The organism is Lyngbya sp. CCAP 1446/10 (assembly GCF_026130175.1).
Classification (GTDB): domain Bacteria; phylum Cyanobacteriota; class Cyanobacteriia; order Cyanobacteriales; family Microcoleaceae; genus Microcoleus.
Genome location: NZ_JAIGNI010000052.1, coordinates 12,369 through 30,283, shown reverse-complemented (window position 1 = coordinate 30,283; position 17,915 = coordinate 12,369). Strand labels below are relative to the sequence as shown.

Genomic DNA, 17,915 nt, shown 5'->3' with positions numbered 1-17,915 from the left:
AGGGGATGGGGGACAATAACAAGGAATAGGGAATTAAAATAGACAATTTAAATACTGTAGATCGATTTGTTTCGATCGCGCGAAATTGCTGCGCCACTCTTCACCCTTCGCCACTTTCTCAGTAGACTGCGATGGAGCGATCGGGAAAATCGTCCTCCCAGGGCCCAAAGCCAGAGAATTTGACGTTATTTCCACAGGCGAATGGAAAAAGACCGAATTAAATGCAGTACAGCTTAAATATTTGATGCAACACAAATTAGCAGCCATTCCCGGCAGCGAGTTTTGGTCGAAATGATGGTAAGTCCCAGATGCGATCGAGCAGCAGCCGATCGCGAATTACCAAAGATCACCGCAGTTAATTTCGATCCCCAGCAAGCAGGTTCAAACTCAGGATGGCGATCGGTTTTAGTGGCGTTCTTGCAAGTAATTTTGCGATAGGGGAGTCCGTACCGCCGGCAGTAACTCTTCCGGTTTCGTGCCTCGTTGATTCCAGTGCCGCCACCCAAACAAGCCAGCACTCAAAGCAACGGGCAACAAGCAAAGCATCACTACCAGACCTTTTTGCAATCCCCATTGTTTTAAAGATTTCTGAGTCGGTGCAGTGGCGCGAGTTGCTTTGATCGCCGCAGACTCAGGATTAGGAATAGAGTTCGGTGAATTAGCAGCAGAAGATCGATCGTTCTGGTGAACCCAATCCTTGCGATCTTTTAATTGGTCGGGAAAATATTCCCAGACTTCGCCATCATCAGTATCTGACTCCTGCGGTTGATTGGCTGCGATTGGCGGGTATGGGGCGATCGTCGAGAGCGCAGATGGCGCCTTCCATTCTGTACCTGCTCCCGCCGTCGGCGTTCCCGGTAAGATTAAATTTTGCACCGCAGATCCGGATGGCGCGCCGGTCAGATAGCCGTCAAAGTCCGGGTGCTGGTAAAGAATCGGCAAAGCCCAGTATAACTGATGAGAACCGTAGGCAGAAATTAGTCCCGCCCTGGCCCGACTCAGGCTGAGATCGACTGGATAGCCTTGATTCAGGTTGCGGTAAAACAGTCGCGTCAGAGTTAGGGCTACATCGTCGGGAATGCTTTCTGCCATTGCTAGCACTGCTGGAATGCCCCGCTTGACTAAAGCTGCGGTTAAATTGCGTTCCGGGCTGTCGTCCCCGATGTCTGAGGGGTCGCCGTAGGCCCCGCGGCAGGAATTGAACACGGCCATCTGAATGCCGTTGTTGACGAGCAATCCGGCTAAGTCGTCGCCACTCAAGGTTTCGGTTAACCCGGTGCGACTGCTGACTAGGTAGAGTTCGCCGCCCCTAGAACCTAAGTTGCTGTGGCCTGCGTAGTGCAAGACTTGGTAGTGTCCTTGTTCTAGGGCTTGGGTAAGCTGTTCTCGATCGGGCTGTTCGAGAATAGTCAGTTGAATTTCCGGGGAATGGGGGCTGTTTTTGAGGGGATTAGCGCTGCGGTTTTGCAGTTCTTGTTGCAGGTGGAGCACTTCTCGTTTGAGCTGCAAGCTGTCTTGATCGCTCGGAGAGGCGATCGCCACTAAAATTTTTAGTGGGCCGCTGCTAGGTACCATCCGGGTTTGTTTGAACAAACTTGTACCTGGTTGGTAGCGGGAAAATACGACATCGGTGCCGGTTGCCAAAGGGCGATCGTCCGCGTGCAGAACTTCCCACGGCAGCCGTGGCAAGTGCCTGCCTTTGAGTCCCAGGCGCAGTTGCAGCACTTCTCGGCGGTGCTGGGCGATGCCTTGAGCGCAAGTCCAGCTATCGCGCAAGTTTCCTTGAAACAGCCCGCTATATAATTGTTGCCCCAGGGCTACTAAATTCGGCGCTGAGTTTTTTGTGGATCGCCCAAGTCCGCGACCGGCACCGACTCCTTGGAATACGCCCACCATCGGGTCATTCATCAGTTGAGCAGAAAGTGCCAGCCATTGGTCGATCGGCCAGCGGACTTGTTGTTCTGCTAAGGGTACACCGGGTGCAACCTTTTCTGTCCGCACTAGATATTCGTCGTCGCCAACTGGGGTGACTGAGAGTTGAAATTCCTGGCTCACTGATTTAGCGCCCTCCCGCCTCAATTTTGAATATGCCTGCGTTTTTGCAGCTAGCAATCGCGATCGGCAAACTGATTTTTACTCTTTCAATCAAAGTTTCTGAATGCGCTTCCCCCGATCGGGCGATCGCTGGGTTCAAATATATTTCTTCAAACACTTTGAGGCTATAAAAGTTGTACTTTAATAACAGTTTATTAGTTTTGATTGCCCTATGGCTCGGTGAAAGCCGAATTTTCTCCAATCTTTCTATTTTGAACATTTTGCACCTCTACCGCAGACCCCTTTACCTTCGTCGGGAACTTGAGTTTGTCATTGCTCAGTAAAGTTAAATTGGAGGCACTTTACCAGGCGGATCTCTAGTTCTTATTAAAATTACTTCAGCTATCGCCCACCACTTTCAGGGCAATATCAGAGGTAAATTTGAGTATTTTTTTGGCGGTGGCGATCTGTCGCTGTGTCTTAACCGCTTATCCTCTACCATCAACCCCCCCATCTAAAATCTTGATTTTGTGTCAATTAATTAATTGGTCAGCCGGCGAGTCCTCATCCATAAGCCCTTCCCCTCATCCATCAGCCCTGAGTGGCGATCGCTAATCGATAGAGCGACCATCGAGGATTCCTCATCGATTATTGCTAATTTACCGCTTCTATGTTATAGATATTTTTAATTTAACTGTCTTAATCTAGTTAAAGTTAAGCAGGAAAAATCAAGTCAAGTATCCAAGAAGTTTTCAGAATACAACTGCTATCAAATATTCCCAGACTCTCCAGCAACCAGCATTTTGATCATCTAGACGGTTCAGCCTCATCCAGCCTCTTTATCGTAGAAATATTGGGAAAGGCAACTATAAACCTACAAATAAACCGGCTTTGTGATGCCCGCCAGGGGTCATTCGCGATCAAAATGCCGATCGATCTTGTAACTTTAACCCAAAATAATGCCAGTTTTAAAACGTAATGGAACTGTAGGCAAGCTTCAAGACTATACAAAATCGGTTATTACTCATGTCAAATCTCAAATCTCAAATTTATTATCTCAAGTCTCAAATTCCAAATATAAAATGGTATAAATTCCGTGTTTTTTACTGTGTTGTCGGATGTTTACAACCTGTCTTAAAATAGATATTTTTTGGCGTAATTTGTATTTTAATTGTGAACATAGCGGTTCTCAAAAAAGTGAGGTATGCCCCATGCCCTATGCCCCATGCCCTATGCCCTATGCCCTATGCTGGAAGCGTACCTGATATGAGAGCTTGAAAGGCTATATAATATTTTATCGGTTCGCGAGGCTGGCTCGAATCGAGATCAACTTGTACGACAGAAAATTAAAACAAATATTTGTCTGGGCCAAATATCTAAATTTTTTATTAATCATCGGGAACTAAAATTAGGAGCGTTTAGTCAGTGGCAAAAGAGATGCAAATCCTAAGTCAGGGAAGGATTTGCCAGAGCTGGGAGTGTTACGAAAAGTTAATGCAACCAGGCTCGATCGCAGGAAAAGCAAGGGTAAAATTTTGATAATAAAGGTTTTGGGTAGTTATGTGGGAGTTGTGAGTTGCGAGTTTAAATTCTGCTAATTCACTGTAGAAATTACGTAGAAAATCTACAATTCGGCGCACTTCGGTGCAGGTTACTGTAGAAATTACGGAGAACATCAAAAGTGATCTGCGTTTCCGCGCAGCAATTACGGTGTATGTGGCGGATCAATTATTTTTGGTGCACCATTGCAGAAGAGAAAACTCGCAACTGATGGAAATAACCCCTTGCAGTTTAAATAGCATCTACAAGTAGAAACGTGGGAAATCAGCTATAGCAGGCGAAAGTATGAAATTAAAATTTTCTGCTTCTACTGCCTCATCCTTGCTGATAAACTGACTCTAAGAAACTCAGCCCTTTTTTGGAAATATCAAAGATGAAAGAAGAAATCAATGTATCGGGAACACTTTTTCCCGATCGAGATGAAACACAAATTTCTGACCTAAAAGCAACCAGTTTGTTTGTACCGCCCGTGGATGATGAGCAGCCAAAACTCGTGTTTTCTGCCAGCGAACTCGCTCGACTAGCAGATTTTCGCAACTCCAGCGCGCTCGATTCCAATAGCGAGTTAGCCAAGTTAGTTGATGATGCGATCGGCCAAAACAGGGGCAGCACTAACGGCCAAGTTCCGAATCCGCCTAACGACGCATCCCCCAAAGTTACTGATGATAGCAAAATTGCTGAATTGAGCAGCGTACCCGAAGAAGGTGTGGGCGGCAAAAATGACAAAAAAGATGACAGCGACACTGATGGCAAGACGATCGAAGGCACGGATGATGATGACATAATTGTCGCCACCGGCGCTAACCAGTCGCTCTACGGCAAAAAAGGCAAAGACAAACTCAAAGGAAAGAGTGGCAAAAATAAACTCTATGGAGGCAAAGACGACGACGATTGCGCGGGCGGCGATGGCGATGACGAAATAAAAGGCGATCGCGGCGACGACAAGTGCGACGGCGGCGAAGGCAGTGATACCGTCTACGGCGGCAAAGACAACGACACTATTTCTGGCGGCAGTGGCAACGATACCTGCAAAGGCGATGACGGCAATGACTGGGTGCACGGCAACGAGGGCAATGATGACGTTGACGGTGGCAGCGGCACTGATACCGTCTACGGCGGCAAAGGCAACGACAAGTGCGAAGGCGGCGAAGGCAACGATATCGTCAGGGGCGATCGGGGCGAAGACAACGTTAGCGGCGGCGAAGGCAACGACACCGTTAACGGCGGCAAAGATAACGACACCGTGATGGGCGGTGCCGGCAGCGACGTTTGCGACGGCGACGACGGCGACGACAGCGTGATGGGCGACACCGGCAACGACACCTTGATGGGCGGTGCCGGCAATGACGCTTGCGATGGCGGCGAAGGCGACGACAGCGTGATGGGCGACACCGGCAACGACACCTTAATGGGCGGTGCCGGCAATGACGCTTGCGATGGCGGCGAAGGCGACGACAGCGTGATGGGCGACACAGGCAACGACACCTTGATGGGCGGTGCCGGCAATGACGTTTGTGATGGTGGCGACGGCGACGACAGCGTTGTCGCTGGCACCGGCGACGACACCTTGATGGGCGGTGTCGGCAACGATACCCTCGTTACTGGCGACGGTAATGACATGGCAGACGGCGGCGAGGGCGACGACAGCGTTGTCGGTGGCGGATCTGGCAACGATACGCTGATGGGTAATGCTGGCAACGATACGATCGTTGGCGGTACTGGCAACCATACCTGTACCGGCGGTGCTGGAAATGACGTTTTTGTCATGAGTAACATGACCGCTCCCGGTAGTTCAGTCATCACTGACTACACAGCAGGTAGTGACAAGTTTCTGTTGTCTGGCGACTTGAATTTTAGCAGCTTGTCCTTTGTACAAGTCGGCCTCAATACCGAAATTCGAGGCAGCAATAACTTTGTGCTGACGATATTGTTGAATATCAACGCCACGATTATCAAAGCTGGCGACTTTTTGGGAGTTACCGCTCCAACTACAACTCCAACTCCAGCTCTACCTGTAGTTTCAGCTCCAATTACAACTCCAACTCCAACCCCTCTGTCAGTGGTAGCTAATCCCCTGACTGTCGGTTCCGGTGGCAGCCAAACTACTATTACTTCTGACTTGTTGAAGGTTGTCGATGGCCCGGCAGGCCCTAGTGGCACTGTCTTCAAGCTAACGGAACTGCCTGATGCTAAAACCGGGCAACTATTCTTTAAGGGAGTAGCGGTAACAGCAATCGGTGTTACCTTCACTCAAGCAGACATTAACGCCGGTTTGTTAACTTTCCAAGCAGTATCTGGTTTTACGGGTAAGGCTGACATTAGTTTTGGTTTTGAATTTAGCCAAGGCACAAAGATTATCACCGGTCAGCGTTTTAACTTGAAAGTCGAGCAAACTACCTTTGATTTTACTGGCAGTACAGCTCCTCAAGTTATTGTCGGTTCGGTGACGCTGGATAACGACATCAAAGGCGGCGACGGTGACGATGACATTAAAGGCGGTAACAAGACAAACAAAATTAAAGGAGGCAAAGGCAAGGACAAAATTAAAGGCGGTGATGGCGAGAATGATATCGACGGCGGCGATGACGATGACGATATCGAAGGTGGTAAAGGCAAAAACAAACTCATCGGCGGTATTGGCAATGACAAAATTAAAGGCGGCGATGGCGATAGTGAGATCGACGGCGGCGAAGGAACCAATACTCTAATTGGGGGTGCTGGGAAGGATCGCTTTATTTATCGCACTTCCCGCGAAAAGATTAAAACAGTTGCAGAAGCTGACTTAATTACTGACTTTAATGTCGATGACGATGTTTTAGATTTGTCGGCGGCAGCTTTTGGTAATCTCAGCGTTGCCAGCTTGACCCAAGTGGCGATTACTGCTACTTCTGCTGTTGGGGCGATCGGCAGTGCTAACTTACTCGACTTCAGCGCTGATATCACCGTTACCAGCATCGCCACTTTACAAGCGCGGTTTGCTGCTTTGGGTGGCAACAGCGATGCGCCTACTTTCTGTCAGTTTACAGATGCTGATACTGGCCGTTCCGTGCTCGTATTTGCTGTTGGAGTGCGCTTTGAAGTTATCGCTAGTTTCTCGATCAAAATTAGCCTGCAAATCAAGAACTTTGTCTTCAGTGGCCCATCGCTAAATGTTCCTGTCGGTACTGACGGCCCGGATACTTTTAACTTCGGTACTTATCCCGTCGGAGTTAATTTTGATGCTAAAGCAGGCGATGACAACATTGTCGGCAGCAACTTTAACGATACCATCAAGGGCGGTGACGGCAGCGATACCATCACCGGCGGTCTCGGTGCTGATGTTTTGAGTGGTGGCACTGGCGCCAATCTCTTTGTTTACACGACAACTAAAGAAGGCGACGATAAAATTACCGACTTCAAATCTGGAACAGATAAATTCCAGTTTGTATCGAGCGAATTCGGCAATTTGACTACTACTAACTTTGACGGTGTTAGCGGTTCAACTCCTGACATTACCGGCAAAGAGTTAGTAATTTTCACTGGCGGAACCTATGCCAGTCTCGAAGCCGCGCAAGCTAAGGCTTTGGGCAGTTCAACAACTCCTGGTTTCTTCGCATATAACAATGCTGCGAACGAAACGGTGTTGGTGTTTGACTCGAATGGTACGCTTCCAGGTGGTTCGACAATTGTTGCGAATCTGGGTACGGCTGCGGGGACTTTGGGCACAGCAGACTTCTTGTTTACTGGTGCGACTGGTTCTGCTCCGACTGGTACTTCTACCAATTCAGGTAGCATTGTTGATTTAACTGCTGCTGGAAATACCTATCCGACTGGAAACATTAATTTGGGTTCTGGTGCTGGCGGTTACAACTTCAGCACTCCTGTCTTATTTACCGGAGATGCGGCTGATAATAACGTCACTGGTACTGAATTTGCTGACATCCTCACAGGCGGCAGCGGTTCAGATATTCTGACTGGCGGTTCCGGTGCAGATATCTTTGCTTACAAGGCTCCCGGCGAAGGCGGTGATACGATTACTGACTTTACCTTTGGGGTTGACAAGTTGCAGTTTGTCAGCGGTGCTTTCGGCAATTTCACTACTACTAATTTTGCCAGTGTGAGCGGTTCAGCTCCTGACATTACTGGTAAACAGTTAGTGATTTTCACTGACGGAAATTATTCGACGGTGGAAGCGGCTCAAGCTAAGGCTGTGGGCGCTTCTACAACTCCTGGTTTCTTCGTATTTACGAATACTGCGAGCGAAACGGTGTTGGTGTTTGACTCGAATGGTACAGCAGCAGGCGGTTTCACAACTGTTGCGAATCTGGGTACGGCTGCGGGGACTTTGGGCACAGCAGACTTCTTGTTTACTGGTGCGACTGGTTCTGCTCCGACTGGTACTTCTACCAATTCAGGTAGCATTGTTGATTTAACTGCTGCTGGAAATACCTATCCGACTGGAAGCATTAATTTGGGTTCTGGTGCTGGCGGTTACAACTTCAGCACTCCTGTCTTATTTACCGGAGATGCGACTGCTAATAACGTCACTGGTACTGAATTTGCTGACATCCTGACTGGTGGTGGCGGTGCGGATATTCTGACTGGTGGTTCTGGTGCAGATATCTTTGCTTACAACGCTCCAGGTGAAGGCGGTGATACGATTACTGACTTTGCTTTTGGGGTTGACAAATTGCAGTTTACTGCGAATGCTTTCGGCAATTTCACTACTACTAATTTTGCCAGTGTGAGCGGTTCAGCTCCTGATATTACTGGTAAACAGTTAGTGATTTTCACTGACGGAAATTATTCGACGGTGGAAGCGGCTCAAGCGTCTGCTGTGGGCGGTTCTACAAGTCCTGGTTTCTTCGTATTTACGAATACGTCGAGCGAAACGGTGTTGGTGTTTGACTCGAATGGTACAGTGGCGGGCGGTTTTACAACTGTTGCGAATCTGGGTACTGCTGCGGGGACTTTGGGCACAGCAGACTTCTTGTTTACTGGTTCGATCGCAAATTCTCCAACTGGTACTTCTACCAACTCAGGTAGCATTGTTGATTTAACTGCTAATCCGGGTACTTTCCCGACAACCGGAGTTTACGACTTTGGTTCAGGTGTGGGCGGTTACAACTTTACCACTCCTGTCTTGTTTACCGGCAATTCAACCGCGAATAACGTTACCGGCACAGAGTTCTCCGATATCTTGAATGGTGGATCTGGTTCCGATATTTTCAACGGTGGCGCTGGTAATGACAGCATTTCCGGTGGCGCTGGTAATGACAGCATCTTCGGCGGCGTGGGTAACGATACTATCAACGGCGGTGACGGGAATGATACTTTAATCGGCGGTTTGGGAACGAATGTTCTCAGCGGCGGGCTTGGTGCTGATGTGTTTGTGTTCACCGGAACTACTGCTGGTGGCGGGGATATCATTACCGATTACAGCATTGTTGATGATGTCATGAACATTGACAAGATTGCTTTTGCCGGGTTGGGATCGGGGCCTTTGGCTGCGAATTTCTACCTGTACAGCAGCACTGTTGCTACTGTAAGTGCGATCGAGTCATCGTTGACTGCACCGTCGATTATTGCTCTCTTCGATAGTGTGGCTAATACTACTAAGCTGTACTACGATAGCAACGGTTCTACGGTTGGTGGCAACAGTTTGTTTGCTACTGTCAATGTCGATTTGGGAGTTTCTGGTAATTCTGAATTGGTCTTGTTCTAAAGGGCAAGAATTCCGATCTGGATATCGAGGGTATGTGTGGGGACAAAGCAATGCTTTGTCCCAATAAAATAAGGACACAGCAATGCTGTGTCCTTATTTTTGTATTATGTTAAATAATTTATAGATTGTGCGATCGATTACGATAATAAAAACGGTTCGTTCGTAGTGCGGAGTTTAGTCCGCAATCCGGGAACGGACTAAACTCCGCACTACGAACCAATTTTAGATATGGCAATCTACCGGATGCGATATTAAGCGTAGATTCTACATTTTTTTCTCAATCCATGCTTACTTCGTTTCCAACCGCTGCCGCCAATTGCTGCTAATAATATCTATTACCGTAACTACAACTAACAAAACTAACATCATTGTAGTAGCTTTATTGTACTCAAAAGAGCGGATGTAATTCACCAATTCAAAGCCAATTCCCCCAGCGCCCACCACTCCCAACACCGAAGCCGCCCGAATATTATACTCAAACATCCACAGCGTGTAACCCAACGCTAGCGGCAACACCTGCGGAAAAATGCCGTATTGCGCTACTTGCAGCCAAGATGCACCAGCAACTTGCAACGATTCGATCGATCGCGCTTCCACAGACTCGATCGCCTCCTGATAAAATTTAGCAAGATAACCTATAGTATAAATTCCCAGGGCCAAAGTACCAGCCGGCGCACCCAAACCAGTCGCCGATACAAACAGCAACCCCAGCACAATTGAAGGCACAGAACGCACGGCATTTTGCAATAAATTAGCTAACCATTGCAACCACTTTGGTGCTATATTATGGGAGCTGCAAATAGCGATCGGTACAGAGAGAATTGCCCCGATTGTCGTTCCCCATAGCGACATCTGAACTGTTTCGATTAAAGCCTTAATTGCTACATCAATAATTTCCAGATTCGGCGGCCACAAGCGCGAGATAAAATCAGTCATGTAAGGCCAGCTACTTATCAAAGTTGTGGCATCAATTTCTAGTCCCCGCAGCGCCCAACTGTAAAGTAGAATTAAACCTGCGATGATACCGAGATTTTTGATCCAACTATAGGTTTTTGATAAGTTACTTGAGTTTTTTTCGGTCATTGGCATTTATTTTAAGATTTTTTTTTAACCGCAGAGGGCGCAGAGGGCACAGAGGAAGAGTTGAGAAGAGAGGGGTTTAGGCTGGTATTTTGGGATTGGTTAATTTGCTGAATTTGTCGGAGAGGTTGTGGCATTTGCCATCATAGACTATTTGACCGGCATCTAGGACGATCGCCCTTTCGGGATAGGTGCTGGCCATTCCCAAATCGTGCAATACTACAACTATGGTCATGCCTTGTTCTCGGTGCAGTTGGGCGAGGATTTCCATTACTTGCTGGGCGGCGATTACGTCTAATCCGGTGGTGGGTTCGTCGGCGAGTAAAATCTGCGGTGATTGGATTAATGCGCGGGCGATGGCGACTTTTTGCTGTTGTCCGCCGCTGAGTAGTCCGGTTTTTTGGTATGCTAGGTCTTGGAGTCCGAAGTCTGCTAGTAAGTCAAATGCTCGATCGCGCTTTTGCTTCGGAAAACCCCACAAAGTCTCCCAAGTATTCAATCCTCCCAAGCAACCACATAGCACATTGTCGATCGCCGGTGACGGTTTTACCAACCCGCCACCTTGAAAAATTAAGCCAATATCTCGCCGAATTCGCCTCAAAGTGCGCGGACTTATCACAGTATCGTTAATCCGAATTTCTCCGGTTTTTACCGGAACCAAGCCGATAATTGAACGCAAAAGTGTGGATTTTCCGGCACCGTTTAAACCTAGCAGCGCTACAAATTCGCCTTGTTCAATTTTGCAATCAATTCCGTTCAATATCGGGCGTTTGAGGGAGTTTGAATAAGCTGTTTTTACTTGGCAGCATTCGATAGTCATGGTGGATATTTATTGAGAAAAATAGTAAAATATTAGGCATTAAATTGTATATTGGGCGCGGCGTCGAAGCCCACTCCACAAGCAAAAACTAAGTTCACTTCCCAGGGATTCGTGACCTCAGAAACCCGGTTGCTTTGTAGATTTCTCGTCACTCCACGCAAAAATCGTATAAACCGGGTTTTTCTCTATAAATTTTATGGTTCCAGTTTAGCGCGCTGCAAAGCTTGACGCAAGGTTGCTAAATGGCGCGTATGATCGACTTTCACCAATTTTTGAGAATTGTACAAACTGCGGAACAATTGATTGTTTGCAGGTTCATTCATTTTCATGAAAGCATTGATCAGTTTTTCGCGCATTGGTGCAGGAATGCGATCGTCAATCACAATTCCGTGGGCGGGAACTCCGGGAACTTGTTGCAAAACTCGCAATTTCTTGCCTTCTTCCGCTGTAATCCAAGGCGGTAGCAAAGCGTATTCCGAGACAACTCCGACATCTGCTTGACCTCTTAAAACAGATTGCAAAGCGCTGCTGTAACCGTCGCCATAGGTGACATTTCCGAAGAAGCTTTCCAATCTATCCGGCCCTGAAACTAATCCTTGACCTACCAATTCTGAGATTGGGAAAATGAATCCAGAACCGGAAGTTCGAGAAGTGAAAGCCATTTTTTTGCCTTTCAATTGTTCGAGAGTTTGCTTTGCCGAACCTTTCGGGCGCAGGGGACTGTCTTGGCGCACTACAAACACGGAATCGTAGGTATTTCCGCCGGAATAATCGCTGCGAACTTCTGCTAAATACATCCGCGCTTTCGCCAATTGTTCTGCTTTTAATGCCGCGCGCCCTGCTACAAATGCTACATCTGCTCTGTCGGCCCTCAAAGCTTCTACAGCGGCGGTTTCGTCGCCGATGACTGCATCGACGGGCATTCCGATTTCTTTGGATAGTATTTGCGCTACTTGATTGGCTTTATTTTGCAAATCTGTAGCATCTCTGCGGTTGGCAAATACGATTCTAATGCGAGTTATAGCAGCTTGTGCTCTTAAATCTTGTTGGCGAAGCCCTCGAAGAGGATCGCCCTTTGGTGTTGTTTGGGTGATCGCCTTTTGCCCGATTCCAACTGCATTCGCTGTCAAACCAGCTAGCAGTAATAATCCCACGCTCGCGCTTGCTATAACTTTTGACTTGACCTTCATTAATCGCTCTCCTACTTAACCACAACTATTTGATAATTTATGGCAATAATTTTCCAATCATTGTAGAGCTTTTTTGGTAATTAGTTGCAATAGTGAAAGCATAACGATATATTATATAAAATATAAGCAATATTAATAATGCTTTGACTCTATGTATGGTATTTTAAGCATTCTACGGGGAAGAAGTGGTGCAAACTAGACACCATACTGATAAAATGCTTCTAAAGCAAACTTTGACAGCACAGCACAATGTCTTCAGAAACAAACTCAGCGCCTGCATCTACAACCGGTGCAGATGCGATCGATGTTGCGATCGCCTCAGGAATCGATTTTGACGGCACTCCGATTCCGAAAGCAAAATTAGACCTGTACGAGCAAGTAATGGGATTAGAAGCCGGGAGACAGCGCAGTGGCGTATCGAACACCATGCGATCGCGCATTGTCCGAATTGGTGTAAAACATCTGCCTCAAGCAGAACTAGATCCAATGTTAATTGCTGCCGACTTTGCACCGCTAAAAGACAAAGAAGTTGCCTTTTATTACGGCGCCAAGTAAAAATCAGATAATGCAGAAAGGCAAGATACAAGATATCAAAGAAACCGGGTTTTTTCCATGATTCAACGCTTTGATGCAATATTTTTCGCAAAAACCCGGTTTCTGCCTCCACGATAGATTCACAAAGGAGAGATATTTCAATAAGACGCAAGTATAACGGCAATTATGGCTAGCACAAGAGCGATAATTTGCGGAATTGTAATTGCTTCTTTCAGGAATAAAGATGATAGAAGTACGGTAATGACTGGGTACAGGGATGTAATGCTGATTACGCTGATAACTGGCCCGCTTTCAATGGATTTCAGAAAAATCACAGATGCCGCAGTTCCGCAAACACCGATTAATAAAGCAAATACGATTCCTGTAATATTTCCCTCAAAACTCAAGTTTTTACTGTTAGCAAGAATGAATACTGTAGTTAAAATAGCGCCGATTGTTTCATAAACAAAAGCTGTTTTGTAGTCGAGAGATTTAGTCGCTAACTTGCCAAAAAATCCCCAAAAACCGTATAATAATGAACAAATGAGTGCATAGATTAACCAATTGGGTATTTTAACCATTGTTTCAAAAATTTAAGTGTATTATTTTAGATCTGCAAAAATATCTAGGAATGGGCATCTTGCCAGTTCCACAAAAATATCTAGGAATGGGCATCTTGCCCGTTCCAAAATTTGATTAAAAAGACTTTTGCAAGAGTTTTTTTTTTGCTTGTTGTACTCGATTTTCCCTCGATATCACAGTTGATAACTTTTTGCTCATTGCCACCTGCAATGTTCTTAAATCTCCGGTTTCAAAGCACGTTCCATCAGCGATAAAACAGCTTGTTCGGGAGTAATATCACCATTCAGCAAACGATAAACTTGACGGGAAACAGGGACTTCAATCTCGCGCCGATTCGCCAAATCAATCAACACATTAGTAGTATTAACTCCTTCAGCAGTGCTCTGTAATTCCTGCAAAATTTGCTCCAAAGACTTGCCTTTCGCCAATCCGAAACCAACTCGATAATTGCGCGACAAAGAACTATTGCAAGTCGCGAGTAAATCTCCCAAACCAGACAAACCATAAAAAGTTTCGGCGCGAGCTCCCAAACGAACTCCTACCCGAATCATTTCCGGCAAAGCGCGAGTCAGCAAAGCAGATTTAGCATTAGTTCCTAATTGTAAACCATCGCAAACACCAGCGGCGATCGCAAAAACGTTCTTCAAAGTCCCACCCAACTCAGTCCCCAGGGGATCTTGATTCACATAAACTCGAAAAATATCGGAACTATAAATGGTTTGTACTTGCTTGGCTGCGGCTAAATCTAAACTCGCCGCTACCGTCGCAGCCGGTAATCCTTGCTGAATTTCCTCGGAAAGATTGGGCCCGGAAAGTACGACAATTGAATTGTGAGGAAAGGCATTTTGCCAGATTTGAGATGGAGTGCGTGTCGTCGCGGGGTCTAAACCTTTGGTGACAGTAACTATAATTGTACTGGGAGTTAGGTTTAAGGCAAGCAGGCGATCGACTGTTTCGCCAACTCCCTTCATCGAAACTGCCGAAATTACAACATCCGTGCCAGTTATAACCGATTCTAGACTAAAAGAACTGCGGCGCGACCACAAATTTACCCGATCGCCCTTTTTGCCTCCCAGATTTGCCAGTGCCAAACCCCATGCACCTCCGCCTAATATTGTCAAATTTACCATAAAATTTAGTTTATTAATAACATCAATCCGTTACAGCCCGTACATTGCTCGTTTCCGAACTTCCTTCTCCTACAAACCAGGCCGCAATCCGTAATGACGATAACGCCAATAATCCCGTAAAATGCGATCGTGATCGAAACACAATTCACCTGGAATCTGCCAAGATTCAAAAACTTGTAAATTTTTAGCATCATCAGCAGCTTGGGGTTCGCCCGTTGCCGCAGCCAAGAATACAATACTGATAGTATGTTGGCGCGCGTCGCGATTTGGGTCAGAATAAACGTAAAATTGCTCAATTAATTCTACATTCAAACTCGTTTCTTCTAAAGCTTCGCGTTTGGCCGCCGTTTCTACCGATTCCCCGTAATCGACAAAGCCGCCGGGAATCGCCCAGCCGTAGGGAAGATGCCGACGTTCTATGAGTACGATCGGTCGGTGCGGGCGATCGACCAATTCGATGATAATATCAACTGTAGGAGCGGGATTTTTATAAGTCATTTTGTTTGGGAATGGGGCATCGGGCATCGGGCATCGGGCATCGGGGATTAATGATTTTATATTTAACTAACAAACAACAAATAACAAATAACACATAACACATAACACATAACAGTCAACAGTCAACAGTCAACTAACAAACATTATGCCTAAGTGGCTGAGCAAAGTTTTAGGTATCGGTGCGGGTACAATCCTCCTATTAGGTGCGACTGGATACTGGTACGTTTTTATCGCCGGAGCACCTCAATTAGACCCTCCAAAAATCATCGCCGATGCCGACATAAAATTTGAACTCAAAACATATAAAAGTGCAGCTATGAATTCCGAGCGCACCTACGGCTTAATTTTACCACCAGGGTACGCAAAAAATCCCAAACAGCGCTATCCAGTGATTTTTTTGCTACACGGCGGGCACGGAGACGCGCGCGCTTATCAAGACAAAGCTGCTGTTACTTCCGTGCTCCACGATTTATATAAAAGCAAAAGATTGTCGCCGTCAATTGTCATTACTCCTGACGGGAACGACAAGCGGGGGACGAGCCCTTTGTGGGACCCGCAGTATTTTGATGGGCCCAATGGTCAGGTCGGAAGTGCGATCGGCTCCGAGTTGGTTCAAATCGTAAAATCGCGCTACAGAACGCTGGAAGACCCCAAATTCTGGGCAATGGGAGGACAATCTTCGGGGGGTTGGGGAGCTTTTAATATCGGTTTGCGCTACTTGAATAATTTTAATATTCTGTTCAGCCACAGCGGTTATTTTACCGATCAAAGTGGCAAAGCTAACAGTCCTAAATATTTAGTTCCGAAACTCTCTACAAAAGATAGACAGCGACTGCGGGCTTATTTGGATGCGGGGGAAGGAGACAAGGAATTTCTGACTTCTACGCAACAGTTTCACGAACAATTAAACAGTTTGGGTATTGCCAACGAGTTTAACAAATTTCCTGGCGGTCACGGGATTGTCGGCCCCGATGTCGGTTGGAATTATTGGCACAAGCATTTAGCCGATTCATTGAGTTATGTTGGAAAACAGTTTAAGATATCACTGGCCGCACAGAAAAATTAAACAGGTGAACTGTGTTACCCCAAAAAACTAGGATTGGACTCTGGACTGCATCATTTTTAACCGGATTGGTAGGAGTTATTAACCTGCTGTCTGCTGTAACTCCCAGTTTACCCGATCGCCGAAATTGGCTAGAACCATTTTTTCCTTTTCCGGTGAGGGCGGGCGGGCATTTCTTTGCAGCAGTTATCGGATTTATGCTGCTAACTCTGGCAACTAATTTGTTGCGACGAAAGCGGATTGCTTGGTTGCTGACTGTGGGATTATTAATTGTTTCTATTGTAGTTCATTTAGTCAAGGGATTAGATCTTGAAGAAAGTTTGCTTTCTGGCGTTTTACTGTTTCAATTGTTGGTGATGCGGCAGACATTTACTGCTCAATCAGATCGCCCTTCAATTGCTCAAGGACTCCGAGTTTTGCTGGGGGCTTTGCTGTTTACTCTCGCTTACGGTACGGCTGGTTTTTACATTTTAGATGGGCGTTTTGAAGTTAACGAACGAGCAGTTAATTTTGATTGGGACGATGCTATATTCCAGACTTTTGCCATGTTTTTTACGGCGGACAATGCGGGTTTGGTTCCGAAAACTCGGTTTGCTAATTTTTTTGCAGATTCGATTTATGCTGTGGGTGTTGTAACTCTTGGTTACGCACTTTTCATGCTGCTGCGGCCGGTGCTGCTGCGAGATTCGGCAAGTATTTCGGAACGGAATAAAGCTAAACAAGTTGTAGCAGAATACGGGCGGACAACGCTAGCGAGACTGGCGTTGCTTGAGGATAAATCTTATTATTTTAGTCCTTCGGGAAAAAGTACGATCGCCTACGTGCCCAAAGGTAGAGGCGCGATCGCCCTCGGAGACCCCATCGGGCCAGCAGAAGACCGCAAAGAGGCAATTCTGGGGTTTCAAGAGTTTTGCTATCGCAACGATTGGTATCCAGCATTTTATCAAACTTTGCCCGACGATTTAGAAATGTATTCTACTCTCGGTTTTCGAGTAGTACAAATTGGCGAAGAAGCGATTGTAGACCTCAAAAACTTTAGTCTCAAAGGCAAGGCAAATCAAAACTTAAGAACTGCGATCAACCGACTGACAAAAGCAGGCTATCGTGTCGAATTTTACGAACCTCCTTTAAGTTTGGAATTGATGCGACAAATGAAATCTGTTAGTGACGAGTGGCTGCAAATGGTTCAGGGTGCGGAAAAACAGTTTTCTGTGGGTTGGTTTTATGAGGCATATTTGCGGGAAACTCGCGTCGTAGCGATTCACACTCCCGACGGTAAAATGAGTGCTTTTGCTAATATAATATCTGCGGGAAATCAAGTGGTTGGAGTTGATTTGATGCGCCGTCGCACTGAGGTAGAAAATGGGACGATGGAGTGTTTGTTTGCTTCGATGTTGCAACACTGTCAAGAATTGGGCTATGCAGAATTTGATTTGGGTTTGTCGGCTTTGGCGGGAGTCGGAGAAGAGGGTAAATCCGGGCGGTTGGAAAAGGTTTTGATTTATCTTTCGGATCACTTGAGCAAGTTTTATAATTTTAAGGGATTGCACAGTTTTAAAGATAAGTTTGGGCCGCGCTGGGAACCGCGTTATTTTGTTTATCCGAGTTTGGGAAGTTTGCCGGATGTTGTGGTTGCTTTGATTCGGGCCGATTCGGGCGATGGCTTACGCCCCGCTACGCTACGACTTTTTGACTATTTGCGCCCAGGAAGTTAGACCAT

General features: G+C 46.5%; 14 protein-coding genes. 6 read left to right on the top strand and 8 right to left on the bottom strand.

The genetic code is table 11. The features are described from left to right. Window positions 1-85 precede the first annotated feature (85 nt). Together K4039_RS20055 and K4039_RS20050 are read left to right on the top strand one after the other, a co-directional pair. Window positions 86-295, top strand: coding sequence for a hypothetical protein (locus tag K4039_RS20055; protein ID WP_265237861.1), 210 nt, complete (start codon window positions 86-88; stop codon window positions 293-295). Next, on the top strand, window positions 292-438 hold the full coding sequence (locus K4039_RS20050; RefSeq protein ID WP_265237859.1) for a hypothetical protein: 147 nt from the start codon (window positions 292-294) through the stop codon (window positions 436-438). Before K4039_RS20055 ends, K4039_RS20050 begins: the two co-directional genes overlap by 4 nt. Here K4039_RS20050 and K4039_RS20045 read toward each other — a convergent pair. Both K4039_RS20045 and K4039_RS20040 read right to left on the bottom strand, forming a co-directional pair. Then, a complete protein-coding gene (locus K4039_RS20045; RefSeq protein WP_265237858.1) occupies window positions 406-2,055 on the bottom strand; it encodes a CHAT domain-containing protein in 1,650 nt (549 codons plus the stop codon). The genes K4039_RS20050 and K4039_RS20045 overlap by 33 nt on opposite strands. Before the next feature lie 4 nt (window positions 2,056-2,059). Next, a complete protein-coding gene (locus K4039_RS20040; RefSeq protein ID WP_265237856.1) occupies window positions 2,060-2,314 on the bottom strand; it encodes a hypothetical protein in 255 nt (84 codons plus the stop codon). A gap of 1,653 nt (window positions 2,315-3,967) precedes the next feature. Here K4039_RS20040 and K4039_RS29840 point away from each other — a divergent pair. Beyond that, a complete protein-coding gene (locus tag K4039_RS29840; protein WP_321161634.1) occupies window positions 3,968-9,298 on the top strand; it encodes a cadherin-like domain-containing protein in 5,331 nt (1,776 codons plus the stop codon). Window positions 9,299-9,586: 288 nt separating this feature from the next. On the opposite strand, the gene phnE is transcribed toward K4039_RS29840, so the two are convergent. The 3 genes from phnE to K4039_RS20010 form a co-directional block, all read right to left on the bottom strand. Next, window positions 9,587-10,381, bottom strand: a complete 795-nt coding sequence (phnE, locus tag K4039_RS20020; protein ID WP_265237855.1) for a phosphonate ABC transporter, permease protein PhnE — start codon at window positions 10,379-10,381, stop codon at window positions 9,587-9,589. A 76-nt stretch (window positions 10,382-10,457) separates the two neighbouring features. Then, complete coding sequence (locus K4039_RS20015) at window positions 10,458-11,198, bottom strand: phosphonate ABC transporter ATP-binding protein (protein ID WP_265237853.1); 741 nt, start codon at window positions 11,196-11,198, stop codon at window positions 10,458-10,460. A gap of 194 nt (window positions 11,199-11,392) precedes the next feature. Further along, window positions 11,393-12,388 carry a phosphate/phosphite/phosphonate ABC transporter substrate-binding protein gene (locus K4039_RS20010; RefSeq protein WP_265237851.1) on the bottom strand — a complete coding sequence of 332 codons (996 nt, stop codon included), beginning with the start codon at window positions 12,386-12,388 and terminating at the stop codon, window positions 11,393-11,395. 249 nt (window positions 12,389-12,637) lie between these two features. Here K4039_RS20010 and K4039_RS20005 point away from each other — a divergent pair, with 249 nt between their 5' ends. Continuing rightward, a complete protein-coding gene (locus K4039_RS20005; protein WP_265237849.1) occupies window positions 12,638-12,943 on the top strand; it encodes a DUF4090 family protein in 306 nt (101 codons plus the stop codon). A 137-nt stretch (window positions 12,944-13,080) separates the two neighbouring features. Here K4039_RS20005 and K4039_RS20000 read toward each other — a convergent pair whose 3' ends face one another. The 3 genes from K4039_RS20000 to K4039_RS19990 form a co-directional block, all read right to left on the bottom strand. Next, on the bottom strand, window positions 13,081-13,503 hold the full coding sequence (locus K4039_RS20000) for an EamA family transporter (RefSeq protein ID WP_265237847.1): 423 nt from the start codon (window positions 13,501-13,503) through the stop codon (window positions 13,081-13,083). A gap of 216 nt (window positions 13,504-13,719) precedes the next feature. Beyond that, entirely contained in the window at window positions 13,720-14,634 is a 915-nt protein-coding gene (locus K4039_RS19995; protein WP_265237845.1) for an NAD(P)H-dependent glycerol-3-phosphate dehydrogenase, read from the bottom strand. Window positions 14,635-14,703: 69 nt separating this feature from the next. Then, window positions 14,704-15,132: an NUDIX hydrolase gene (locus K4039_RS19990; RefSeq protein ID WP_265237843.1), complete on the bottom strand. Its 429-nt coding sequence runs from the start codon at window positions 15,130-15,132 to the stop codon at window positions 14,704-14,706. Between the two features lie 145 nt (window positions 15,133-15,277). Here K4039_RS19990 and K4039_RS19985 point away from each other — a divergent pair, with 145 nt between their 5' ends. Together K4039_RS19985 and K4039_RS19980 are read left to right on the top strand one after the other, a co-directional pair. Beyond that, window positions 15,278-16,198 carry an esterase family protein gene (locus tag K4039_RS19985; RefSeq protein ID WP_265237841.1) on the top strand — a complete coding sequence of 307 codons (921 nt, stop codon included), beginning with the start codon at window positions 15,278-15,280 and terminating at the stop codon, window positions 16,196-16,198. 11 nt (window positions 16,199-16,209) lie between these two features. Beyond that, the gene (locus tag K4039_RS19980) at window positions 16,210-17,910 is read left to right on the top strand and encodes a phosphatidylglycerol lysyltransferase domain-containing protein (RefSeq protein WP_265237839.1); all 1,701 of its coding nucleotides are present in this window, start codon (window positions 16,210-16,212) and stop codon (window positions 17,908-17,910) included. The last annotated feature ends 5 nt before the right edge of the window (window positions 17,911-17,915 follow it).

Bases quoted from the DNA above. Each gene is read 5' to 3' on its own strand.
- K4039_RS19990 (WP_265237843.1), bottom strand. From the start codon at position 15,132: ATGACTTATAAAAATCCCGCTCCTACAGTTGATATTATCATCGAATTG.
- K4039_RS19985 (WP_265237841.1), top strand. From the start codon at position 15,278: ATGCCTAAGTGGCTGAGCAAAGTTTTAGGTATCGGTGCGGGTACAATC.
- K4039_RS20050 (WP_265237859.1), top strand. From the start codon at position 292: ATGATGGTAAGTCCCAGATGCGATCGAGCAGCAGCCGATCGCGAATTA.
- K4039_RS20040 (WP_265237856.1), bottom strand. From the start codon at position 2,314: ATGTTCAAAATAGAAAGATTGGAGAAAATTCGGCTTTCACCGAGCCAT.
- K4039_RS20015 (WP_265237853.1), bottom strand. From the start codon at position 11,198: ATGACTATCGAATGCTGCCAAGTAAAAACAGCTTATTCAAACTCCCTC.
- K4039_RS19995 (WP_265237845.1), bottom strand. From the start codon at position 14,634: ATGGTAAATTTGACAATATTAGGCGGAGGTGCATGGGGTTTGGCACTG.
- K4039_RS20000 (WP_265237847.1), bottom strand. From the start codon at position 13,503: ATGGTTAAAATACCCAATTGGTTAATCTATGCACTCATTTGTTCATTA.
- K4039_RS20005 (WP_265237849.1), top strand. From the start codon at position 12,638: ATGTCTTCAGAAACAAACTCAGCGCCTGCATCTACAACCGGTGCAGAT.
- phnE (WP_265237855.1), bottom strand. From the start codon at position 10,381: ATGACCGAAAAAAACTCAAGTAACTTATCAAAAACCTATAGTTGGATC.
- K4039_RS29840 (WP_321161634.1), top strand. From the start codon at position 3,968: ATGAAAGAAGAAATCAATGTATCGGGAACACTTTTTCCCGATCGAGAT.
- K4039_RS20010 (WP_265237851.1), bottom strand. From the start codon at position 12,388: ATGAAGGTCAAGTCAAAAGTTATAGCAAGCGCGAGCGTGGGATTATTA.